We start from the raw sequence: 23,538 nt of genomic DNA, 5'->3' as shown, positions 1-23,538 counted from the left end.
CAGACTTCCGGAAACGTACGTGCCGATCTTCTGCCGGCATCGCACTGCTAAAACCACCCTGCTTGCTACCCACTGCTGACTACATGGACTCCTTTCGGGATGACGTCCCCGAATCCAGCGAAAATTTGATTGGCCCACCGGTAAAAGGTGCAAACCCGGTACCGAATATTACGCCCGCATCGGCCAGATCGGCATCGACAATGACGCCGTCGCGAACCAACGCCTGCGTACGGTCGACCAGTGGCTTGACCAGTTTTTCGGCCAACCCCGGCGGCACAGCGGCGGCAACGGCCTTGACCGGTTTGCCATCCTTCCATGCGTAGAAACCCTGACCGGACTTCTTGCCCAGTTGCTGGCGCTCGACCCGGGTCAGCAGGCAACGGGGCGTTTCGGCGCCGCCGGCCAGCTGCTGACCGGCCGCCATGGCGATGTCGAGGCCGACCGTATCGATCAGTTCGATCGGTCCCATCGGCATGCCGAAAGCGAGCATGGCTGCGTCCACCGTTTCCGGGGAAACGCCGTCGTCGACCGCACGCATCGCCGCCAGCATGTAGGGCGCGAGCACCGCATTGACCAGGAAGCCGGGCGCGCTCTTCACGGGCAGCGGCAGCTTGTCGATCTGCTTGACGAAGGCGCAGGCGGCACGAACCATCGCCGGATCGGCACCAGCGGCCTCGACCACCTCGACCAGCGGCATCATCGCCACCGGATTGAAGAAGTGGATGCCGACCAGGCGCTCCGGCCGGACCAGCGCCGTGCGCAGGTCTTCCAGGCGCAGGCTGGAGGTGTTGGTGGCAAGCACCGCGCCCGGCTTCATCCGCGGCTCGAGGCTGCGGAACAGCGCGTGCTTGGCCTCGACGTTCTCGAAAATCGCCTCGATGACCACGTCGGCGCGGACTGCACCGGCGCCGGCCGGATCGGGAATCAGGCGGTCGAAGGCGGCACGGGCGCGCAGCGGATCGCGCAGCTTCTTCTTGAACAGCGCATGCGCCCGCTTGATCGCCGGGGCGATGCGCTCGACCGACTGGTCCTGGAGCGTCACCGTCAGGCCGCGCAGGGCACACCAGGCGGCGATGTCGCCGCCCATGACACCGGCACCGACGACATGCACGTGTTGCGCGACGAAATCGCCGTCCTTGCCGAAGCCCTTGAGGCGTTCCTGCAGATGGAAGACGCGCAGCAGGTTCTTCGCCGTCGGTGACTGGATGATGCGGTCGACGACGGCCGGCGCCGCCAGCGCGTTGCCGTCGTGCTTCTGCCACAGGTCGATGATCGCGTAGGGCGCCGGATAGTGCTCCGGACGCGCCTTCTTCGCCACCTGCTTGCGCGCGCCGTTGGCGACGACCGCTTTCAGCGGGCCGGCCAGCAGCTTCTGCACGAAAGGCAGCGGGCGGCGCGGACGGTTCGACAGCAGCAGCTTGTGCGCGGCCATTTCCATGACGCGCGGCGGCACGCATTCGTCGGCCAGCCCCAGGTTGCGCGCCCGTTTGGCGTCCAGCGACTTGCCGGTGAGCATCAGATCGAGCGCCGCCGCCGGACCGACCCGCTGCGGCAGACGCAGCATGCCGCCCCAGCCGGGGAAGATGCCGAGCATGACTTCCGGCAGCGCCAGCTTGGTGCCCGGTTCGTCGACGGTCAGGATGTAGCGGCAGGCCAGCGCCAGTTCGAGGCCGCCGCCCAAGCAGTGACCGCGGACCAGCGCCAGCGTCGGATATTTGACCGCCGCCAGCCGGTTGAACAGCTCCCAGCCGCGCGCGACCAGCGCCCTGCCCTTTTCCGGCGTATCAAGTTGCGAGAATTCGCCGATGTCGGCGCCGGCGATGAAACCGGCCGCCTTGCCTGACCGGACGATCAGCCCCTTGGGCGGATAGAGGTCGAGCTGGTCGAGAATCTGCGCGAATTCGGCCATCACTTCGGCCGACAGCGCGTTGGTGCTTTCTCCGGCGCGATCGAGCACGGCGACGGCGATGCCGGATTCTTCCTTGTTGAGTTGCCAGTGTTTCATGATCAGCAGGCCTCCACCAGCATGGCACCGCCGAGACCGCCGCCGATGCAGATGGTCGCGACACCGCGTTTTGCCTGGTTACGCCGCAGCACATGCAGCAGGTGCAGGACGATGCGCGCACCCGAAGCGCCGACCGGATGGCCGATCGAAACCGCGCCGCCATCAACGTTGAGCCGATCCTCGGGAATGCTGCCCAGGGCGCCGTCGAGACCGAGCTGCTCGCGGCAGTAGGCCTCGTCCTTCCACGCCGCCTGGCAGCCGAGCACCTGCGCGGCGAAGGCTTCGTTGAGTTCCCAGTAATCGATGTCGGAAAGCTGAAGGCCGTGGCGCTGCAGGATCGGCGTCGAGGCATGCACCGGGCCGAGGCCCATCTGCTCCGGTTCCAGCCCGGACCACTGGCTGTCCACGAGCTTGCCGATGGGCTGCAGCCCCCATTTTTCCACCGCTTCTGCCGACGCCAGCAGCACCCAGGCAGCGCCGTCGGTGATCTGCGAGCTGTTGGCGGCGGTGATGTTGCCGTATTTCTTGTCGAAGAACGGGCTCGGCTTGGCCATCCCGGCCAGCGTGGCATCGGCGCGCACGCCATCGTCCTCCGCATAGACCTTGCCGTTACCATCGACCAGCGGCACGATCTCGCCGAGGTGGCCGGCCGCACGGGCGGCAATGGCGCGCTGGTGGCTGCGTACGGCGAATTCGTCCATCTGCTGGCGGCTGATGCCGAACTTCCAGGCCAGGTTTTCTGCGGTCTGCCCCATCAGCAGGCCGACCACCGGGTCGGTCAGGCCCTTCATCAGGCCGATCACCGGCGTCAGCAGCGCGGCCGGCCGCAGCTTGAGGAAATGGCCCAGTTTCTGGCCCATCGTGCGCATGCCCATCATGCCGGCAAACCAGCGCACCATCGTGTCGGAATAGAGCAGCGGCGCCCGCGACAGGGCATCGACACCACCGGCCAGCACCAGTTGCGAACGGCCGCACTGGATGTTGGCAATGGCCGAATCGATGGCCTGCATGCCGGAGGCGCAATTGCGCATCACCGTCCAGCCCGGCACCTTCTTGCCGCAACCGAGACGCAGCGCGACCATGCGGCCGATGTTGGTCTCGTCCGGCGACGGTGCGGCGCAGCCGAGGATGACCTCGTCGAGATCGGATGGCAGGAAAGGCTGGCGCAGCAGCAGCGCACGACCGGCCTGCGTCGCCAGGTCGGAGGCGGCGAATGGCCCCGGCCCTTTCTGCGCTTTCAGGAACGGCGTGCGGGCGCCGTCGACCACGTAGATCGTTTTCATCAGGCAGCCATCCGGTCGTCAGCCGGCTTGTTGGCCGTGGCCACGCCGTAGTCGAACGGGAAGTCATCGACACGGACGACGATGTCGCGCAGGTGGTTGCGCCGCTTCATCACCTCGTATTCGGCGGCGTTGATGACCCCGGCCTCGAAGGCGACGATGGCGATGTCGCGGACGTTGGCCTGCGGATTGCCCTCGAAGCGCCCATCCTTCTCGGCGGCGCGGATCTTGGCCTCGATCTGCTCGGCTTCCAGCGTTGCCTTGAGGGCCAGTTCGATGGCGCCAACCGGTTCGTTTTCCTGCAACGGCAGGTAGCACTCGGCGGTCAGCCGGTCACGCGTGGCCGACGGCGCGATCAGCGCCTTCGCCACCTGGTGGCCGACCTCGTCGGAGGGCACGACATAGGGATGGCCCCAGGGGAAGACGATGCGATTGACGGCGGCGGCGATGAAGCGCACCGGGAAGTTGGCGATGACGCCGTCGAAGGCTTGCTGCGCCTTGTACATCGCGTCCCAGATCGCCCAGTGGGCGAGCGGCGCGTCTTCCTTCTTGCGGCCTTCGGCCTCGTAACGCTTCAGCGTGCAGGAAATCAGATACATCTGCGCCAGGATGTCACCGAGGCGCGCCGACAGCTTTTCGCGGCGCTTGACGCTGCCGCCGAGGACCAGCAGCGAGACGTCGGAGAGGAAGGCAAAAGCCGCCGAGAAGCGCGTCAGTTGCTGGTAGTAACGCTTCATTTCCGGCGCCACGTCGGTGTTGACCGTGACGAAGTGCGAACCGGTCAGGCCCTGGCGGAAAGCGCGCCAGCCGTTCTTCACGGTGAAGCCGATGTGGCCGAACAACGCCCGGTCGAAATCGACCAGCCCCTGGCGGACGTCCGGGTTCTGCGCGGCGCGCATTTCCGGCAGCAGGTAAGGATGGCAGCGGATCGCGCCCTGACCGAAGATGATCAGCGAACGGGTCAGGATGTTGGCGCCTTCGACGGTGATCGCCACCGGAATCTGCTGGTAGGCGCGACCGAGGAAATTCGACGGGCCGAGGCAGATGCCCTTGCCGCCGATGACGTCCATGCCGTCGTTGACGACGACGCGGGCGCGCTCGGTGACGTGGTACTTGGCGATGGCCGAAACCACCGATGGCTTCTCGCCGAGATCGACGGCGCCGGCCGTCATCTTGCGCACCGCGTCCATCATGTAGGTGTAGGCACCGATGCGGGTCAGCGCTTCCTCGACACCTTCGAACTTGCCGACCGCCATCTTGAACTGCGAGCGGACACGGGCGTAACCGCCGACGGCACGCGCCGTCATCTGCGCCATGCCGGTGTTCGACGACGGCAGCGAGATCGAACGCCCGGCCGCCAGGCACTCCATCAGCATGCGCCAGCCCTGCCCGGCCATCTTTGGGCCGCCGATGATGAAGTCGAGCGGCATGAAGACTTCCTTGCCGCGCGTCGGCCCGTTCATGAACATGGCGTTGAGCGGGAAGTGGCGGCGACCGGTATCGACCCCCGGATGATCGTAGGGCACCAGTGCGCAGGTGATGCCGACATGCTTCTTGTCGCCGAGCAGGCCGTCCGGGTCGTAGAGGTGGAAGGCCAGGCCGAACACCGTGCACACCGGCGCCAGCGTGATGTAGCGCTTGTCCCAGGAGACGCGCATGCCGAGCACTTCCTTGCCCTGATAGATGCCCTTGCAGACGACACCGGAGTCCGGGATCGATGCCGCATCGGAACCGGCCCACGGGCTGGTCAGCGCGAAAGCCGGCACTTCGATGCCCTTGGCCAGGCGCGGCAGATAGTGGTTCTTCTGTTCCTCGGTGCCGTAATGCAGCAGCAATTCGGCCGGGCCGAGCGAGTTCGGCACCATCACCGACACCGACAGCGCGGAGGAGCGCGTCGACAGCTTGGTCACCACCTGCGAATGGGCGTAGGCGGAAAACTCCAGGCCGCCGTACTTCTTCGGGATGATCATGCCGAGGAAGCCTTTATCCTTGATGTAGCGCCAGGCTTCGTTCGGCAGGTCATAGAGTTCGTGGGTGACTTTCCAGTCGTCGACCAGGCGGCAGGCTTCCTCGCATTCCTTGTCGAGGAAGGATTGCTCCTCGGCGGTCAGTTTCGGCACCGGGTAGGCGTGCAGTTTCCGCCAGTCGGGCTTGCCCTGGAAAAGCTCGCCCTCCCACCAGACGGTGCCGGCTTCGAGCGCGTCGCGCTCGGTGTCGGACATCTGCGGGAGGACCTTGCGGTAGGCGGAAAAAATGGACCGGGTGATCACGGCGCGGCGTAGGGGCCGCACCGTGATCAGCCCGGCCAAAACCACCAGGGCAAGTACCCCGAGCAGAGGGATGGTGTTATCGAACATGCATGTCTCCTTGGTATTTTCTTATTTGGATCCGGGCTTAGCGGCCGGACTGATCGAATTGCGGCAGAGGCGCGCGCAGGCCGCCGATGAGGAAGGACATCAGGCGCGGCACCAGGCGGTCGAGACGGTCTACCGAGTCTTCCTCCTCGATCTGCCAGTCGGTGACCAGGCGCAGCGCGTCGGTCCCGGCGATGGCGTACGAGGTGGCGCCGAGCATGAAATGGAAGCGCCAGACGATCTCGGCCTTGGGCACATCGGGCAGCGCCCGGAACAGCGCTTCCTTGAAGCGGTCCATGACCTCCTTGTACTCGTGGGCGAGGAAGGCACGGATGAATTCCGACGGCTCGGTCAGCGTCCGCCCGAGCAGACGCAGGAAAGTCATGCCGCCGCGCGCATCGTCCTCGGCCATGCGCAGCAGCGTGCCAAAAAAGGCATCGACGATCAGCGACGGCTTGACCGGCTGACCGCCCGCTTCGGCTTCCAGGCGATCGAGGACGCGCATGCGCTCCTCGTTCAACCAGTCGAGACGACGACGGAAGACTTCCTGGATCAGCGATTCCTTGGAACCGAAGTGGTAATTGACCGCGGCCAGATTGACGCCGGCCTCGCCGGTAATCTGGCGCATCGAGGTACCGTCATAGCCATGCGCCATGAACAGGCGCTCGGCGACATCAAGGATGCGTTCGCGGGTATCGGTGTTGCGCGCTTCTGCCATCTACGACTCCACAATTCATACGTTCGTTTGAATCATAGAAAAAGCGGCGGCAATTGGCAAGCACTTTGTTGACTGAAAAACTCGGGTAAGAAATCAGGCGTTGCGCTGGCGGATGAATTCCATGACCTGCTCCGCCGGCAAAGGCTTGCTGAACAGGTAGCCCTGCACCAGATCGCAACCGCGGGCGCGCAGGTAGTCGAGTTGCGCCTCGGTCTCAACGCCTTCGGCGACCAGCGTCAGACCGAGATTGTGCGCGAGGCCGATGGTGGCATCGCAAATCACCTGGCCATCGACATCCTGACCGATTTCCTCGACGAAGGAGCGGTCCAGTTTGAGCTTGTCGAGGGCAAACATGCGCAGGTAACTCAATGACGAATAGCCCGTACCGAAATCGTCCAGCGCCAGGCTGACGCCCATGTCGCGCAGCAGGTCGAGTACGCGCACCGTTTCATCGGGGTGTTCCATCGCCACCGACTCGGTGATCTCGAAAACCAGATCGCCCGGCGGCAGCGAATAGGCCTCGATCACCCCGCGCGCCAGCACCGACAGGTCGCTGTTGCGCATCTGGATCGCCGAGATGTTGATCGCCATCTTGATTCCGCTCAGCCCGGCTTCGCGGAAGGCAGCCAACTGGCGACATGCCGCCCAGATGACCCAGTCGCCGATCGGCTGGATCAAGCCGGTTTCCTCGGCAACCCCGATGAACATGCCCGGCGCCAGCAGACCACGCTCGGGGTGCTGCCAGCGGATCAACGCCTCGACGCATGAAACCTTGCCGGTACGCAGGTCGATGATCGGCTGGAAGTGCAGCCGGAACTCATCCCGGCCCAGCGCCAGACGCAGCGCATGCTCGATGCCCAGACGCTCGACTGCCGCCTCGTTCATCTTGGCATCGAAGAACTGGAAGTTGTTCCGCCCGGCCGATTTGGCGTGATACATCGCCGCGTCGGCATTGCGCATCAGCGTCTCGCCGTCCTCGCCGTCCATCGGGTAGATGGCGATGCCGATACTGGGCGTGGTGTACAAGGTGTGGGCCCCGACCGGATAAGGCTCGCCGACCCGCATCACCAGCTTCTCGGCAACCATCGCCACCGATGAGGAATGTTCGATGCCGCTCAGCATCACGACGAACTCGTCGCCCCCCAGGCGCGCGACCAGATCGCTTTCGCGCACGCACTGACGCAAGCGCCGGCTGACATGGATGAGCAACTCGTCGCCGACGTGATGGCCAAGGGTATCGTTGATGACCTTGAAGCGGTCGAGATCGATGAACAGCAGCGCCACCCGCGCCGATTCGCGGCGCGCCACGGCCAGCGCATGCTCCAGCCGGTCCTTGAGGCTGAAACGGTTGTTCAGCCCGGTCAGCATGTCGTGATGCGCCATGTAGTGGATCTTGGCTTCGGTCGCCCGCTCGGTCGACACATCGGTGAAATGCGCGATGTGGTAGCGGATGTCGCCCTGCTCGTCGCGTATCACCGAGACCGACAGCCATTTCGGATACACCCCGCCATCCTTGCGGCGATCCCAGATTTCGCCCTGCCAGAAGCTCTTTTCCTTGATCGCGGCCCACATCCGCTTGTAATCCTCCCGGCTGGTACGACCGGCAGACAGCATACGTGGGTCCTGCCCGGCAACCTCCTCCTGGGAGTAACCGGTAAGCATGGTGAACGCCGCATTCACCGTCAGGATCCGGTTATTGTGATCGGTGATCATGATTGCTTCACCGCTGTGGTGAAAAGCGCTGCCCAGCAATTGCATCTGGGATTCCAGGAGGCGGATGTCGGTGATGTCCTGCGCCGTACCGATGGACCGCAACGGCTTGCCCGCCTCGTCGTAGAAGGTTTCGCCGCGCTCCCTGATCTGCTTGACCCGGCCATCGGGCATCACCATCCGGTGCTCGACCTCGTAAGGCTGTCGGGCGGCCAGCGCAGCCTGATAGGCTTGATCGACACGTTCCCGGTCTTCTTCGTGGACCAGTTGCAGGAAATGTTCGTAATGTGCCGGCCCCTGCGCCGGATCGATCTCGAAAATCCGGTAAAGCTCGTCCGACCAGGATAATTCGTTCTTCTCCAGATCGAGTTCCCAACTGCCGATTCCGGCCAGGCGCTGGATTTCCTGCAGTTGTTGACGACTGCGCTGCAACTCGCCCGCCAGCTTTGCCGGGAGCGTGAGGCGATCGACAAGCCAGCGCCAGATCATCAATGCATCATCCTTTTCTTGTATTTGCCGCCATTGTGCTCAGACAATGCGCAAACATCAATCAGCCTGCATCCGGTACGCGCGGACTGGCCTGCTCGTACTGAAGAAAACGGCAAGCCACGACGGTGCCGCTCTTCCGTTCCCGGTAATGCTCGACACGCTCGCTGCGCAACTGCCAGCTGGCCAGGGGAATTTCCTCGGGAAAGCGCGTATCGCCGGCGAAATCGCGTTCGATGCGGGTCAGGTAAAAATAGCGGCAATAGGGCCAGGCTGCTGCATAGACCGATGCGCCGCCGATCACGAAGACCGGTTTGCCGGTGGCCAGCGCCCGGCACAAGCCCTCCTCCACCGAAGCCACCCGATGACAGCCCGGACGCAGGACAAGATCGGCATTGCGCGAAACGATAAAGGAATCCGGCGGCACCACATCCATCGACTCGTAAGTCAGACGGCCGATGACCAGGGCCGCCCCGGCAACCTGCTTCTCGAACCAGGCCAGTTCCTCGGGAATATCCCAGGGCAACCAGTTATCCAGGCCAAGCACGCCGTTGGCTGCCACCGCACCGATGGCGGCGATCACTTGCGCATCTTCTGCCATTGCATCCGGGTCATCGACAGGGAAATGGCCGGCGTCGCCTGCCCGTTGTAGACGTGAGGCTTGTGCATCGAAACGAAGGCCGAACTGACCGGCGAAATGGAGAATATGGCGTCCATCACTTCGAGGATGCTCGACTCCAGGCATTCGCAATGCGCATTCTGCTCAAGGCGGCGGATCGCCAGGAAGATCACCTCGTAATCGACCACCTGGCCGATGTCATGCGGATCCGCGATAGCATCCATCGGCGCCCAGGCGTCGGCATGAACCACAACGGCCTGCGGACCATGCTTCTCAAGCGGATTGCAGCCGGTACGCAACTGTATCGTCGCATCGACCGAGGCACACCAATGATTTTCCAGCACCAGAGACTCCTGAAAAAAACCCGAAAAAAAAGCGCCGAAGCGCCCTGACAGACCCTGAGCAGATGAACTCAGGCCACCGTATTGATCAAGGTACCGGTCGCCTGGCCTTCGGCATTGGTATAGGCGGGCGCAGCCACAACCGGTTCTCTCGGTTCAAGCACCGCCGAAATCTGGTTGCGCAACTCGCCGAGCTGGTTATTCACCTGTCCCAGCGATTCCAGCGAGGAAACATTGCGTCGCGCGCTATCCGCATCGCTGCGCGCCTGCACCGAACTGGTCTGCAGTTGCCGCGCATTTTCCTGAGCGCGCTCCGCGTCCTGCTGAGCACTTCTGGCCTGTGACTGCAAGGCCCGCGCACGCTGTTCGGCCTGCTCGGCATTGCGCTGGGCCTGCTGCATCTGCAGCTGCCCCCACGCCGCCGAACTTGCGCCTTGCGCACCCGGAATCATCGCAATTACCTCACTTACAAATCACCCGCGCCAGGCGGGAAATGGTCAGGCGGTCGTATTGACCAGACGCCCCGTCTCCTGCCCTTGGGCATTGATTACCGGGCGTGCCGTTTCTTCAGTTTGCTGAACCTGCTGGTCCGGACGTGCCTGCTGCTCGCGCCGCTCGACCTGTTGCTGCTCCTGAGCAGGCTGGGGACGTGCGGACTGAATGCTGTTGTTGGCATACGCACCGGATGCGCCTACAGATGCGACTTCCATGATCTTCTCCTGATAGAGGATTGCACCCTTACTTTACACCATTTCCGGAAATCTTCCAGCCCGGACAGCCGACGCAGGCATCTTTACAAGACAACAGACACGCCCCGGCCATGTACACTGTGCGTCCGATCCCAAACAGCAACCGCTCCTCGCCAATGCCCCCACGCACCACGCCCCGTCGTCTGGCCGACAAACTCGCCGACGCAGCTGCCGCCTACCAGGCCAGTGTTGTGATCCCGCATTGCCCGCAATGCTCGAACTCATGCTGCCGTCTCGATCCGCTGGTGCTCGAACTCGAGTGGAAGCAGGTCCGCACCTTCTGGCGGATCGAGGAGCCGCGCGCGACCTTCGATCGACGGCTGGCAACCGGCCAAGGCCCCCAGGAAATCCGTGCCGCCAACGGCTTGTACTACGCACACGGCAAGCCCTGCCCTGCTTTCAACGAGGCGACCGCATCGTGCAGCGTCTATGGGCAGCCAATCAAGCCGGCGGGCTGTTCGGACTTCCCCGTATACGAAGACGGCGGCGTGATCGTCGCCGATCTGCGCTGCGAAGCCGTCGACCGCAAAGCATTGACCGCCTGGATCGCACAAGCGCTTGGCGAGGGTTTCCGTGTAGCCTGGTCTGCCGACCCGGAATTTCCTTTCCTGATCACGATATCGTTGAAGAAGGCAAAGCGGTCGACCTGAGCGCAGCCCCCAAAAAAAATACTGTACAAGAAAACAGTAGTTCGGTAACCTACGAACACTGATTTTCTATACAGTACATCAAAAGGGGCTAAATCATGAAACAACTGCAGAAATGGTTCGACCTGATCGCCGGCATTTCCGAAGAAGAACAGAGAAAACTGGCGATTGCCCACGCCATCTTCGGCCAGCGCGGCCCTGATCTCTCAGGACTGAACCGGCCGGCGTGCTGGCGGCGCAGCAGCCATGTCCGGCTGAATCGCCGCTAAAGGCTTTTTCCCCGGAGTCGTGGCGTCGGGCGGCGCCTGCGGCATAATGGCGGCTTGAGAGAACAGAACCGCCGACAGCGGCCATTTCACACCGGGGATAAGCACTCATGAAGCGCATCGACATCGATGAAGCCATTCGCCTGCACAACACGTGGCGTCGCCAGTTTCTCAATGCCTTTGCCGGCGGCAACTATGCCGACATGCCGCTATCGGAACATCGCGGCTGCATGCTGGACAGGCTGCTCGCCAACCAGGCCGGCGTTTCGGCGGCATTGACCGAGACCCACCAGCGTTTCCACGATCTGGCCAACGAAATTGTCGAATTGAGCCAGAACGGACTCGGTGACTCGGCCGACCTGCTGTTGCCCGAACTCAACGAAACTGCCCACCAACTGGTCGCCGCACTGGACCAATTGCGCCAGCAACTGCCGGCCTGATCGTCAGACCAGGGTCAGGCGCCACAAGGCCAAGCCTATCCAGATCACGAACAACAGGACGAAACACAACACACCGCTGACAACGGCGGGGGTCGATGCGGGCAGAAGCGCGGCGACCAGTCGGCGCGGCGCGCGGGTCAGCAGTTCAAACAGGCGGTAGATCGCATTGTCGTGGCGTCGACTACCGGCCAGCACGCTCATGGCCGCCAGGCCGAGCAAGGCCAGACCGAGCATTTCGACGATGGCCCGCAGGGCACCGATCAGAAACAGCAGCATGCCCTATTCCGGGTCGATTTCAGATTCGTGCTCGGCATCGAGATCGCGCATGCGGCGGCTGTAATGGACGATGATCCCGAGATAGCAAAGCAGGATGCCCTGGGCGGCGAAATAGAAGCCGAAGGGAAAACCGAAAAACGAATACTCGTTCAGTTCCCGGGCGAACCAGGTGACGCCGAAAGTCAGCACGACCCAGAGCAGGAGCAACCATGCCGTCAACCGACTGGTCTTGCGCCAGTAGGAAGAAGGCGCGCTCATGCCCCCTCCTCGCGACCGCCGGGACGCCGGATGCGCTCAAGGAACTCCGCGGCCTGCGGCGATGGCCGGGTCATCAGGCTGACCGCGATGTTGGTCACGAATCCGGCCAGGATGCCAAACACGCCCGCCGAGGTCGATTGTAGATGGAACCAGGGATTGAGCGGGCCATCGGCAAAACCCAGCCAGGAATAACCACCAAATTCCAGGCGCAGGATGTAATAAACGGTCAGCGACAGGCCGACCAGCATGCCGGCAATGGCCCCGGCACGCGTTGCCCGAGCCCAGAAGATACCGAGCACCAGCGCCGGGAAGAAGGCGGAACCGGCAATCGAGAAGGCCCAGGCCACCATCGACAGGATGGTCCCCGGTTTTTGCGCCGCCACCGTGGCCGCCAGGACGGCAACGACCAGCAGCAGCGACTTGGCGATGACCAAGCGGAACTGGGTCGACGATTGCGGGCGAAAGATCCGGTAATAGACATCGTGCGACAGCGCGCTGGTGATCGTCAGCAGCAGGCCGTCGGCGGTCGACAGCGCAGCGGCCAACGCGCCCGCCGCCACCAGACCGGAAACGACATAGGGCATGCCGGCGATTTCCGGTGTCGCCAGCACGATCACGTCCGGGTTCAGCGACAACTCGGCAAACTGCATGATGCCGTCGCCGTTGATATCCTCGATCGACACCAGCCCGACCTTGGCCCAGGCCGCCACCCACCCGGGCAGTTTGGCAATCGGGATACCGGCCAGGTTGGACAACACCTCGAATTTGGCAAACACCGCGTAGGCCGGCGCGGTGACGTACAGAATGATGATGAACAACAACGACCAGAATACCGACTGGCGCGCCTGCGCCACGGTCGGTGTCGTGTAGTAGCGCATCAGGACGTGCGGCAAGGCCGCCGTACCGATGGTCAGGCAGAAAATGAGTGCCAGGAAATTGATCCGCTGGGCATTGCGTTCCGCCTCGGAATCCCCGGGGAAAGCCTCGGCATGGCGCAGGGGCGGCTTGCTTCGCTCCAGCGCCTCGTACATTTCCTTTTCCCAACGTTCGCGGGCCTGTGCGGGGTCCTGCGGCAATTCACGCCGCTGACGCTCGAGCAGGACGATCTCGCGCATCTGTACATCCGACGACTTGAGCTCGTTGATCTGGATCGACAGGCGCTCCCGCTCCTGGGTCAGCGAATGCGGCAACTGCATGATCTTCTGGGCGTACTGGTCGGCACGCTCGCGATAACGTTCGCGGACTTCCAGCTCGGTCGGCGAATCGAACAGCCCTTCCTCGAGTTTGCTCACCTCCGACAGCACCTGGCCATAGACCATCTGTGGCACGGGAACACCGGTCACGTTGTAGGACAGGATGGCGACTGGCGTGATGTAGGCGACGATCAGGATCAGGTATTGGGCCACCTGCGTCCAGGTGACCGCCCGCATGCCGCCGAGAAAGGAACAGACCAGAATGCCGGCGAGGCCGACAAATACCCCGACCTCGAACTGCAGGCTGACGAAACGACTGGTGATGACGCCGACCCCGTAGATCTGCGCGACGACATAGACGAAGGAAGCGAGGATCGCCGCGAACACGGCGATCAGGCGGATGGTGTTACCACCGTAGCGGGCACTGAGGAAATCGGGAATGGTGTATTGCCCGAAACGGCGCAGGTAAGGTGCCAGCAGCAGGGCCACCAGCACGAAACCGCCGGTCCAGCCGATGACGTAGGCCAGGCCCTGGAAGCCCTGCAGGTAGAGCGTACCGGCCAGCCCCATGAAGGAAGCCGCACTCATCCAGTCGGCGCCGGTCGCCATGCCGTTGAAGAATGCCGGCACCCGCCGGCCGGCGACGTAGTATTCGGAAACGTCGGTGGTCCGGCTGAAGACACCGATGGTCGCGTACATCGACACGGTGAACACCAGGAAGGCATAACCGACCCAGCGTGCCGGCATGCCGGCACGCTCGAGCGCCGCCAGTACGACCACGAACAGCAGGAAGATACCCGTGTAGTACAGGTAGTAGCGCTGCAGGCGGGTCAGGGAAGAGAGCATGCCGGTCAGCGGGTACGCCGCAAATGGCTGCTGGCCTTCGATTCCTCGATCAGGGCTTCGACGCTGTCGACACCCTTGGCATGCGCCCGGACCACCAGCATCTGCAGCAGGCGGGCCAGTATCATGTTGTTCTCGCTCGGACTGCGTCGCCCCTCGCCGACATCGAGACCGAAGGCGACCAACCAGTCATCGAGCGGCATCGGCTTGTGGCTTTTCTCGCCGAACATCGCCGGCAGCAACCAGGCCAGGTCCACCCAGCGGGCAGCAAAGGCAATGCCCAGGCGCTTCTTGAGCAGGTTTTCGAGAAAGGCGCTGACAAACGCAACGTGGTAGGAAACCAGCGGTGACTTTCCGATGAAATTCAGGAAGGCCGCCAGTTGCCGGGCCTGCCCCGCTTCGTCGGCCGTCGTCAGGTCCACGTAGATACTCTGCTCGGGCGAAACGATGCCCTGGTGCACGACGGTTGCCGCGATGCCGGTCAGTCGGTCGCTATCCGGATTCATGCCGTCGCTGGCAATGTCGATGACGACATAGCGGGTCAGGAAATGCGACGATTCCAGCCCGGCCGCCTCCTGCGCCAGCCAGGCCGAAACGGCGGACTTCACATCGGGCGGGAGGTTTTCGTTCAGCCCGTCGCCGAACAGGAATTTCTTGATGCCGAACATGATCAGTGATTCACTTGGTAGTCGAGCTTCAGACGGGACTGGATCTTGCGCGCCTGGCGGAAGGATTCCTTGAGGATGCGGCGGTCCAGTTCATTGAGCTTTTCCGGATCGATCAGATTGTCGCCCTGACGGCCCGGCTCGCCCTCGAGATATTGATGCTGCAGGCGCAGCAACTGGATGAAATTGAGGCCGTCGAGCACGGCGTTGATTTCCTCGCCCTTGATGTTCATCTTCTGCGCCGACAGCTTGAGTCGCTGGATGGTGTTGGTGCCATGCACGCCGGCCGCCAGGGCATAGATCCGGGCAACGTCGACGAAAATGCGCGAACCGTATTTCTTGAGGTCGATCTTGCCCGGGTAGTCGGGTTCGAGATCGGTGACGAAATCGCGGATCTTGCCCAGCGGCGGACCGACTTCGAGCGCGTTGCGCGCCATCGCCTGCAGGAAGATCGGCGTTGCCGACGCCTGGGCCAGCAGGTGGCGGCGCATGCTGTCGGACAACTCGCTCTTGCCGTACAGCGGCCGGAAATCGAAGAAGATGGTCGCATTGAGCAGGGCCACCGGTTCCGGCGTGCGGATCCACTTGCTGAACTGGGCGCGCCATTCGTCCAGCGTCAGACACCACTGCGGGTTGCTGGCCATGATGTTGCCCTTGCACAACGGGAAACCGACCTTGTCCAGGTCCTTGTTGGTGTCCAGCGCAAAGGCCAGGAAACGCTGTTTGAGCGTCTCCTTGTCCTCGCCCTCGGGCACGGTGTAGACGATGCCGTTATCCTGGTCGGTGCTGAAGGTCTGCTCGTCGCGGCCTTCCGAACCGAAGGCCAGCCAGCACCAGTCGATGCCGGAGAAATCGTGGTTTTCCAGGTTGAGTTGGATCACGCGCCGGGTCAGCGCATCGTTGAGCGCCGAGATGAACTGCGTCAATTGCTCGGCGCCAATGCCCTGGGCCAGCATGTTGAACGACAACTGGCGCACATCGGCGGCCGATGCCTTGAGCGCCTCGACATCGGGCGCCGATTCGATGGCTTGACGGATCTGGCGCAGGCCGACGCGTTGCAGCGCGAACAGGTCGCGCTCGGAAACGACGCCGCTCAGGCAACCGGCATGGTCGGTCACCAGCACATGGCGGATGCCGTGCGTGGCCATCGCCAGCATCGCATCGTAGGCGGTCGCGTGTTCGTTCAGGGTGAAGGGCGACGCCGACATCGCCTGGCTGATCGGCGCGCTCAGCGGCAGATCGGCGAGCACGACCCGGTCGAGCAGGTCGCTGCGGGTGAAGATGCCGACCGGTTTCTTCTCCGCATCGGCCACCACCATCGAGCCAATGCCCAGTTGCGACATCGACTCCAGCGCCGCGCGCAGCGGCGTTTCCGGCAGCACCGAGGTCGGATTGCGGGCGCCGATGCCGGACAGCGGCGAATTCAGCGTCTGCTGCTCGCTGGCCTTCTGGGCGAACTGCGCCTGCAACTGCCGGCGCGACTGGTCGAGCAGGCTGGCAATGTACTGCGTGCAGAACAGGTTGAATTCCGGGCTGGTCGACATCAGCGTCAGATAGTCTTCCGCCGGCAGGTGATAGCAGAAGGTGTCCTCGACCGCCGTGTAGATGTTGGTCGACGGCCGGCCGGCAGTGACCGCACCGATCGGAAAGGATTCACCGGCCCCGAGACTGAGGATGGAGTACTCGGTCACGGTGACTTCGCCGGCCTGGCGCGCCTGCACCTTGCCCGACTCGATCAGGTAGAAGAAACGGACATTGCCCGAATCCGGACCGACGATCAGGCTGCCGGCCGGATAGAAGGCGATGTGCGCCTTTTCCGCGAACAACTGCAGCGCCGCCGGCGCCATCTTGTTGAACGGCGCGTGCCGAGCGAGGAAAGCCTGCGTGTTGCCGGCCGCCCGCCGTTGCCCCTCCTGCCGCAACATCGCCTCCACCTGGCCGACATCCACAGCGCTGCTCCCGGTATTTTCTTGTTCTGTGCTCACGACAAACCTTTCCTGATTGACGTTTAGAGTGAATAGTTTAGCTTGAGTCGCTGCTGCAGGCGTCGCGCCTGGCGCAGGGATTCCTTGAGGATCACGCGATCGACCTCGTGCAGCTCGGCCGGGCGAAAAGCCACCGGTTCGATACCGTCTCCGGTCGCCGCCTGCAACTCGAGACGCAAACGCAACAGATGCGACAGCCCCGCCTGGGCGGCAGCGACTTCACGCGACTGCATGCCGGCAGCCGCCCCCGCCTCGCGCAGGCGGGCAAAGCTGTTGACCGACGGCGTGGCCGTGGCCAGCGCCAGAATGCGGGCGACGTCGACAAAAATCCGGCTGCCGAACTTCTTCAGATCGACGGCCTCCGCATCGTCGACGGCCACATCGCCGAGGAACCCCAGCGGCGGATGCACCTGCAGCGCATTGATCGACATCAGGTGAAGAAAGGCCGGTGTGTCGCTGGTCAGGTTACCGATCAGGGTACGCAGCCCTTGCCCCAGTTCGAGCTTGCCGTGGAGCGGGCGCAGGTCGAAAAAGATCGTCGCATTGAGCAGCGCCACCGGATCGGGGCAACGCACCCACTCGATGAAGCGTTCGCGCCACTCATCGACCGACAGGCACCACTGCGGATTGCCGGCCATGATGTTGCCGGGGCACAGGCTGAAACCGCAGGCCGCCAGTTGTTCGTTGGCATCGCGGGCAAAAGGCAGGAACAGTTCGCGCAAGGCCTGCGCCTCGCCGGCGTCGCAGGCGGAAAAGACCAGGCCGTTGTCCTGATCGCTGACCAGCGTCTGTTCGTCACGGCCCTCGGAACCCATCGCCAGCCAGCACCAGTCTACCGGCGGCAGCCGGTGGCGGCGGGCGACGAGCGTCAGCACGCGCCGGGTCAGGCGGTCGTTGAGGCCGGAAATCAGCGCGCAGGCCGTCTCGCCCGACCAACCAAGGGCCACCGTCCGTGCCAGCAAGGCGTGCTGCCGGGCCGCCAGTCCGGCCAGGCGGTCGAGATCGTCGACCGTCGCCAGTTCGCCGCTGAGATCGGCGAGTTCGGCGGTCGGCAAGCCCGGCAGGAGTTCTTCCATGTCAATACTTGATGCGTGAGAAATAGGTTTTCTCGGACGCTTCCAGCGCCTGCCTGACGGTGACGATGCCCTTCTCCTCGAGCAGCGGCAGGAGTTTCAGGAAGACCTCGCCGGTCGCCACCGCATCGTCGAGCGCATTGTGCCGGGTGTCGATGTCGATGCCGAGACGCTCGAGCACGGCATCCAGCCGGTGCGACTCCTGGTTGGGATGGACGACCGCCGACAGCAGCAACGTGTCGAGCACCGGCTGGGTGAAGCGCAGGCCGGTGCGCTCTTCCTTGAGTTGCAGGAAACGCATGTCGAAGGCTGCGTTGTGCGCGATCAGCACGGTTTCCTCGCAGAAGGCATGGAAACCGGGCAGGACGATGTCGATGTTCGGCTGGCCACGCACCATGTCCTCGGTGATGCCGTGAATCGGGATCGACTCGGGCTTCAGCGGGCGCTCGGGATCGACAATCTGGTTGAAGATTTCCTGCTTGAGCAGGCGGTTGTTGACGATGCGCGCGGCCCCGATCTGGATGATTTCGTCGCCCTTGGACGGTTCCAGGCCGGTGGTCTCGGTGTCGAACACGGTATAGGTCAGTTCCGACAGCTTGCGATCGAGGTCGATCGACTTGTCCTCGAACTTGAACAGATCGAAGTCGTAATACTCCGGGCGACCGGTGCTGCGCCGCTCGTCGGCCACTTCGGCCTCGGGCGTGGCCAGCGGCAGGACGAAACGGAAGAACGCGCGGTGCGCGGCCTTTTCCCGCTGGTACCAGATTTCGCCGCCGTGCCGGTCGACCACGTCGCGCAACGACAGCGACGAGGTTTCGCCGAGCGCGTGCATGGTTTCCATTTCCCAGGTGTAGAAAGTCTCGGAGGAAATCGCCTGGCCGACCCAGATGATGTCGAGGTAGGCCAGCTTGCCTTCGCTCGAGGTGCGGAAGCGCAGGTCGCGGATCTGGTAGTGATCGAGCAAGCGCTCGGCGACGAAGACTAGGGCGAAAACCAGCGAGAAGCTGTCGGCCTTGATCCACAGCGTCCCGTCGACATCCTCGACCTTGGTCGGCAGCTTGAGCTTGTCCTCGATGCGGCGCTGGGCGGCGCTGATCACGTCCATCGCCAGCACATCTTCCAGCGGCCAGCGCGTCTTCATCGAATCGGAGAATTCGTGCATGGTTTCGTCGAGACGCTGGCTCATGCGCGACGCCTCGTCGTCGACCACCTTGACGAAGCGCTCGCGCAACTCGGGGTCCATTTCCGGGTAGTCGATCAGGTTGGCCACCGCCGCCCGGATGCTGCCCAGTGCCGCCCGGCTACCCTCGGTCAGCGCATGCAGCGCATGGTCGCGGCGCGCCTCTTCCTCCAGCGTCCGGGTGATGTTGTCCACGGTCAGCACGTAGCCGGTCATCTGCGGCTCGCCCTCGCCCGGCGTACCGGAGAGGACGGGAACCATCTGTACGCGCAGCAACTGGCCGCCGCGCGTGGTGGTGACGAAATTGGCCATCGCCGATTTGCCGTTGGCCAGTCGCTGGCGGATGATTTCCTGCGAATGCTCGACCTGGTTCTTTTCCAGGATGGAGAAAATCGACCGGCCGAGACCGATCAGGGCCCCGCCGGCCACCGTCGTCGGCCCTTGCGACAGGGCCTTGAACTGCAGGCGGGCGCGGTTGTTGTAGAGCAGGATGCGGCCGTCGAGATTACACACGACCACGGCCTGGGCCAGTTCCGACATGAGGGCGGCCAGCCGGTTCTTCTCTTCCTCGACCGAGGCATTGGCCTGGGCGATGCGGGCATCGACATCGTCCATCAGCATGTCGCGCTGCGCCGCCAGGTCGTTGGCGGCCTGGGCCAGTTGCTGGACTTCCGGCGGCCCGTTGAGCTTGACCCGGAAATTGCGGTTGGCGCCGAGCATCAGCCGCAACTGTTCGGCCATGCCGAGCAGGCCTTCGACGTATTGCTTGAACAGTTTGTGCAGCACGGCGACGCCGATGCCGAAACCGAAGATGGTCATCATCGTGCCGATCGGCAGACGCGACATCAGCAGTTCGAGCAGCATGTTGCGCTCGCTCTCCTCCATGCCGGCCCAGACCAGGATGGAAGTCACGACGAAAGGCCCGGTCATCAGCAGACCGAGCACGACGATGGCAAGCAGAAAGCGGACTTTGGCCTTCATGGCAGCTACCCCATGGCAGTTTGTGTTGACGCCGGAATGGCGCCGAGGGTGTCTTTCCCAAGCCGGAGACTCAGGCGATGCCGAGCAACTCCTTGACCCGGGCGAGCAGTTCCTTGGTCGAGAACGGCTTGGTCACGTAGGCATCGGCACCGATTGCCAAACCCTTGGCCACTTCGGTATCGCGTCCCTTGGCGGTCAGCATGACGATCTGCAGGCCGGCCCTCGACGGGTCGGCACGCAAGGCCTCGCAGACTTCGAAACCGGATTTCTTCGGCATCATCACGTCGAGCAGGACCAGATCGGGATTGAAACCGGCAACCTGGGCCAGCGCTTCCTCGCCGTCGCCGGCGACGGCGACTTCGAATCCTTCTTTCTTCATCAGGAATTCGAGTGAAATGACGATGTTGGGTTCGTCATCGACAATCAATATTCTTTTCGACATCCGTTTTAGTCTCCCATCTTTATGCGTCCGGCGCCGCCTGCGTTAACGGCACCGTGAAAATGAAGGTAGCACCGTTACCCGGCGTACTTTCTACCCAAAGCTTACCACCAAAATACTCGACGATTTGCCGGCTGATCGGCAGTCCCAGACCGGTTCCCTGGGGCTTGTCGGTCATCGTGTTACCCCCCTGGCGGAATTTCTCGAAGATCACGCCACACTCCTCGGCGGTCAGGCCAGGACCGTTGTCGGCGACCGAGACGCGCAGCATGTTTTCTGCCCGGGCAACCACCACCGCGACGGTGCCGGTAAGCGGCGCGACGAACTTGACGGCGTTCGACAACAGATTGACCACCACCTGCATCAGGCGGTCGCGGTCGGCCAGCACTGCCGGCAGCCCCTCGGCGATATCGAGGTTCAGACGTACGCCCTTTTCCCGGTAAAGCGCACCCAGCGCTTCGCTGGCCTCGCGGACCACCTCCCCGACGCGGACTTCGCCGGTGGTCCACTCGGCGCGACCGGACTCGAGCTTGGCCATGTCCAGTATCTGGTTGATCAGGCGCGTCAGGCGCTCGGTCTCGCTGACGATGATGCCGAGGAAGCGGCGCCGCTGGTCCAGTTCGACCTTGGGATCGTCATACAGCATCTCCGACAGCGCCCGGATCGAGGTCAGCGGGGTACGCAGTTCGTGCGTCACCGTCGAAATGAAGTCGTCCTTCATCCGGTCCAGTTCGCGCAGACGTTCGTTGGCTTCGCGCAATTCGGCAGTAGCCGCTTCGAGCGCCTGCTGTTTGGCTTCAAGTTCCCGGCTATGGGCCCGGACCTGGGTCGCCTCGTCGAGGATGTCGAGCACTTCCTCAAGGCCGAGATCTTCTTCACGCGTCACGCTCGACACCATCGCCCGCGCACTGGCCGAACCGATGGCGCCGGCCAGTTCGGTTTCGGCAAAGTGCACGAATTCGGCGTCGGCCGGCAGACTGCGCCAGTCGCTGACGCGACGGCTGCGGGCATAGCTGCCGAGTTGTTGCCGGGCGCGCACGGGTCCGAGGAAGCGCTCAAGCAGGGTGGCCAGTTCGGTCTGCGAGGCATTGCCGCGCCACAGCCGGGTATCCGGCGCCTGCTGGGCATGCCGGAAGACATCGACGAAACGCTCGGCCTGACCGGCTTCCAGCGCGTCCGGCTCGGTGAGCAGCGACACCGCGATGTAGGCGCCGATGTTGGCCAGCATGCTCCACCACAGGCAGTGCGAAATTTCGTCAAGACCGCTCAGGCCGAACAGCGCCTGGGCACGCAGCCATTCGACACCGAACAGCCCGTGCTCGACGAAACCGTTGCCGATCCACCCCGACTTGGCGAAGGACGGCAGCAGCAAGGTATACAACCACACACCAAAGCCGGCCAGCAATCCGGCCAGTGCCCCGGCGCGCGTGCCCTGCTTCCAGTACATGCCGCCGAACAGCGCCGGCGCGAACTGGGCGACGGCGGCGAAGGAAATCAGGCCGATGCCGACCAGCGCGTAGGCTTCGCCGGCCGCCTTGAAGTAGATGTAACCAAGCAGCAGGATGAGCACGATGGCCACCCGGCGGATGCCGATCAGCAGCCCCGACAGGTCGCCCTGCTTCTGCCGCTGCAGCCATGTCGAACGCAGCAGCGCCGGCATCGCCAGGTCGTTGCAGATCATCGTGGACAGCGCGATGGTCTCGACGATAACCATGCCGGTTGCCGCCGACAGACCGCCGATGAAGACCAGCAGTGCCAGCGACTCAGCCCCTTGCGACAAGGGCAGCGTCAGCACGAAGGTGTCGGGATTGACGCCCTGGCCGCCGAAGTGCAGCAGACCGCCCAGCGCCACCGGCAGCACGAAGATGTTGATCAGCAGCAGGTACAGCGGAAACAGCCAGACCGCGCGCTTGAGATGCGATTCGTCCACATTCTCGACCACCATCACCTGGAACTGCCGGGGCAGGAAAACGATGGCCAGCGCCGACAGCAGGATCATCGCCGCCCAGGTACCGGCACGCGCGCCATCCAGTTTCAACAAGCCGGCCAGTTCCGGATGGACCGACGCCCGCTGGAAAAGATCGGCAAAGCCGCCATACATCCCATAGGTCACGAAAACACCGACCGCGATGAAAGCCACCAGCTTGACCACCGATTCGAGGGCAACTGCGGCGACCATGCCTTCGTGGCGCTCGGTCGCATCGAGATGACGGGTGCCGAAGAGGATGGTGAACAGGGCCAGCACACCGGCCACCAGCAGGGTTGAGTCGATTCCCCACAAGCGGATCGTGTGCCCCGGCTGATCGAACAGCACATCGAGGCTGGCGGCCACGGCCTTCAGTTGCAGGGCGATGTAGGGAACGATGCCGATCACCGCGATGATGGTCACCAATCCGGCCAGCAACTGGCTCTTGCCGTAACGCGAGGCGATGAAGTCGGCAATCGAGGTGATGCGCTGAGCCTTGGCGATGCGGATCATCTTGATGATGACGCCGACGCAGAGCAGCATCAACGTCGGCCCGAGGTAGATGGTCAGGAAGGACAAGCCCCCCGAGGTCGCCCGGCCGACGCTGCCGAAAAAGGTCCAGGAAGTGCAATACACCGCCAGCGACAGCGCATAGACGTTGGCCGTGATGATCGAGCGGCCGGCATCGGCGCGGGCGTCGCCGAAGCGGGCGACGGCGAACAGCAGGCCGACATAGGCGGCCGACAGGAGCGCAATGAACCAGCCTGAGAGCATCATTTCTTCCGCCGCTCGGCAATGCTCGCGGCGAGCACGATCAATCCGCCCCAGACGCCGAACAGATAGAGGACGGTGGCCGGCATGCCGGCCAGCTCACCCTGCGGCAAACCGAGCACGGGAAAAGTCAGCAAGGGAATGCCGAGCAGGGCCAGCGCGGCCAGACGTTGCCGGGTTGGACTGCCTCTCTTCACCGATCCCCCCTCCGGAAAATGAAAACGGCCGGCACGCCAAGCGTGCCAGCCGTCGTTGGCATGCAGTCTGATGCGACCACACGGGAGGCCACCTTA

General features: G+C 63.5%; 22 protein-coding genes. 3 read left to right on the top strand and 19 right to left on the bottom strand.

Annotation, left to right across the window (positions count from 1 at the left end):
- Window positions 1–79: 79 nt before the first annotated feature.
- The 9 genes from Q0799_RS00345 to Q0799_RS00305 all read right to left on the bottom strand — a co-directional run bounded on the left by Q0799_RS00345 (window position 80) and on the right by Q0799_RS00305 (window position 10,223).
- On the bottom strand, window positions 80–2,005 hold the full coding sequence (locus Q0799_RS00345) for a 3-hydroxyacyl-CoA dehydrogenase NAD-binding domain-containing protein (RefSeq protein ID WP_298393019.1): 1,926 nt from the start codon (window positions 2,003–2,005) through the stop codon (window positions 80–82).
- A 2-nt stretch (window positions 2,006–2,007) separates the two neighbouring features.
- Window positions 2,008–3,291 (bottom strand): acetyl-CoA C-acetyltransferase, encoded by a 1,284-nt coding sequence (locus Q0799_RS00340; RefSeq protein ID WP_298393549.1) that lies wholly within the window; start codon window positions 3,289–3,291, stop codon window positions 2,008–2,010.
- Entirely contained in the window at window positions 3,288–5,642 is a 2,355-nt protein-coding gene (locus tag Q0799_RS00335) for an acyl-CoA dehydrogenase (protein ID WP_298393017.1), read from the bottom strand. Before Q0799_RS00335 ends, Q0799_RS00340 begins: the two co-directional genes overlap by 4 nt.
- Window positions 5,643–5,679: 37 nt before the next feature.
- On the bottom strand, window positions 5,680–6,357 hold the full coding sequence (locus tag Q0799_RS00330) for a TetR family transcriptional regulator (RefSeq protein ID WP_298393015.1): 678 nt from the start codon (window positions 6,355–6,357) through the stop codon (window positions 5,680–5,682).
- A gap of 93 nt (window positions 6,358–6,450) precedes the next feature.
- Window positions 6,451–8,556 (bottom strand): EAL domain-containing protein, encoded by a 2,106-nt coding sequence (locus Q0799_RS00325; protein WP_298393013.1) that lies wholly within the window; start codon window positions 8,554–8,556, stop codon window positions 6,451–6,453.
- A 61-nt stretch (window positions 8,557–8,617) separates the two neighbouring features.
- On the bottom strand, window positions 8,618–9,136 hold the full coding sequence (locus Q0799_RS00320) for a dihydrofolate reductase (RefSeq protein WP_298393011.1): 519 nt from the start codon (window positions 9,134–9,136) through the stop codon (window positions 8,618–8,620).
- Window positions 9,133–9,516, bottom strand: coding sequence for a dihydroneopterin aldolase (locus Q0799_RS00315; protein WP_298393009.1), 384 nt, complete (start codon window positions 9,514–9,516; stop codon window positions 9,133–9,135). Before Q0799_RS00315 ends, Q0799_RS00320 begins: the two co-directional genes overlap by 4 nt.
- Before the next feature lie 68 nt (window positions 9,517–9,584).
- Window positions 9,585–9,965 carry a hypothetical protein gene (locus tag Q0799_RS00310; RefSeq protein WP_298393007.1) on the bottom strand — a complete coding sequence of 127 codons (381 nt, stop codon included), beginning with the start codon at window positions 9,963–9,965 and terminating at the stop codon, window positions 9,585–9,587.
- A gap of 45 nt (window positions 9,966–10,010) precedes the next feature.
- Window positions 10,011–10,223, bottom strand: coding sequence for a hypothetical protein (locus Q0799_RS00305; RefSeq protein WP_298393005.1), 213 nt, complete (start codon window positions 10,221–10,223; stop codon window positions 10,011–10,013).
- 155 nt (window positions 10,224–10,378) lie between these two features.
- Here Q0799_RS00305 and Q0799_RS00300 point away from each other — a divergent pair, with 155 nt between their 5' ends.
- The 3 genes from Q0799_RS00300 (at window position 10,379) to Q0799_RS00290 (ending at window position 11,615) form a co-directional block, all read left to right on the top strand.
- The gene (locus Q0799_RS00300) at window positions 10,379–10,912 is read left to right on the top strand and encodes a YkgJ family cysteine cluster protein (protein WP_298393003.1); all 534 of its coding nucleotides are present in this window, start codon (window positions 10,379–10,381) and stop codon (window positions 10,910–10,912) included.
- Window positions 10,913–11,007: 95 nt separating this feature from the next.
- Window positions 11,008–11,178: a hypothetical protein gene (locus tag Q0799_RS00295; RefSeq protein WP_298393001.1), complete on the top strand. Its 171-nt coding sequence runs from the start codon at window positions 11,008–11,010 to the stop codon at window positions 11,176–11,178.
- Between the two features lie 107 nt (window positions 11,179–11,285).
- Window positions 11,286–11,615, top strand: a complete 330-nt coding sequence (locus tag Q0799_RS00290; protein ID WP_298392999.1) for a CZB domain-containing protein — start codon at window positions 11,286–11,288, stop codon at window positions 11,613–11,615.
- Window positions 11,616–11,618: 3 nt separating this feature from the next.
- Here the strand turns inward: Q0799_RS00290 and Q0799_RS00285 are convergent, their stop codons facing one another.
- The 10 genes from Q0799_RS00285 to Q0799_RS00240 form a co-directional block, all read right to left on the bottom strand.
- The gene (locus Q0799_RS00285; protein ID WP_298392997.1) at window positions 11,619–11,891 is read right to left on the bottom strand and encodes a hypothetical protein; all 273 of its coding nucleotides are present in this window, start codon (window positions 11,889–11,891) and stop codon (window positions 11,619–11,621) included.
- 3 nt (window positions 11,892–11,894) lie between these two features.
- Window positions 11,895–12,149, bottom strand: coding sequence for a sodium/substrate symporter small subunit (locus Q0799_RS00280; protein ID WP_298392995.1), 255 nt, complete (start codon window positions 12,147–12,149; stop codon window positions 11,895–11,897).
- The gene (locus Q0799_RS00275) at window positions 12,146–14,188 is read right to left on the bottom strand and encodes a sodium:solute symporter family protein (RefSeq protein WP_298392993.1); all 2,043 of its coding nucleotides are present in this window, start codon (window positions 14,186–14,188) and stop codon (window positions 12,146–12,148) included. Before Q0799_RS00275 ends, Q0799_RS00280 begins: the two co-directional genes overlap by 4 nt.
- Window positions 14,189–14,193: 5 nt before the next feature.
- Window positions 14,194–14,853, bottom strand: a complete 660-nt coding sequence (locus Q0799_RS00270) for a hypothetical protein (protein WP_298392991.1) — start codon at window positions 14,851–14,853, stop codon at window positions 14,194–14,196.
- Window positions 14,854–14,855: 2 nt separating this feature from the next.
- Complete coding sequence (locus Q0799_RS00265; RefSeq protein WP_298393547.1) at window positions 14,856–16,775, bottom strand: DUF294 nucleotidyltransferase-like domain-containing protein; 1,920 nt, start codon at window positions 16,773–16,775, stop codon at window positions 14,856–14,858.
- Window positions 16,776–16,858: 83 nt separating this feature from the next.
- A complete protein-coding gene (locus Q0799_RS00260) occupies window positions 16,859–17,911 on the bottom strand; it encodes a DUF294 nucleotidyltransferase-like domain-containing protein (protein WP_298392989.1) in 1,053 nt (350 codons plus the stop codon).
- 1 nt (window position 17,912) lies between these two features.
- Window positions 17,913–20,069, bottom strand: a complete 2,157-nt coding sequence (locus Q0799_RS00255; protein WP_298392987.1) for an exonuclease domain-containing protein — start codon at window positions 20,067–20,069, stop codon at window positions 17,913–17,915.
- 70 nt (window positions 20,070–20,139) lie between these two features.
- Window positions 20,140–20,511, bottom strand: a complete 372-nt coding sequence (locus Q0799_RS00250) for a response regulator (RefSeq protein WP_298392985.1) — start codon at window positions 20,509–20,511, stop codon at window positions 20,140–20,142.
- Between the two features lie 19 nt (window positions 20,512–20,530).
- The gene (locus Q0799_RS00245) at window positions 20,531–23,248 is read right to left on the bottom strand and encodes a sensor histidine kinase (protein ID WP_298393545.1); all 2,718 of its coding nucleotides are present in this window, start codon (window positions 23,246–23,248) and stop codon (window positions 20,531–20,533) included.
- Window positions 23,248–23,442: a hypothetical protein gene (locus Q0799_RS00240; RefSeq protein ID WP_298392983.1), complete on the bottom strand. Its 195-nt coding sequence runs from the start codon at window positions 23,440–23,442 to the stop codon at window positions 23,248–23,250. The genes Q0799_RS00245 and Q0799_RS00240 overlap by 1 nt, the downstream gene beginning before the upstream one ends.
- Between the last annotated feature and the right edge of the window lie 96 nt (window positions 23,443–23,538).

This window comes from uncultured Azonexus sp. (assembly GCF_937982035.1).
In the GTDB taxonomy this organism is placed as follows: Bacteria; Pseudomonadota; Gammaproteobacteria; order Burkholderiales; family Rhodocyclaceae; genus Azonexus.
Note: the sequence above shows the minus strand (reverse complement) of the source record. Positions and strands in the feature narration are given on the sequence as shown.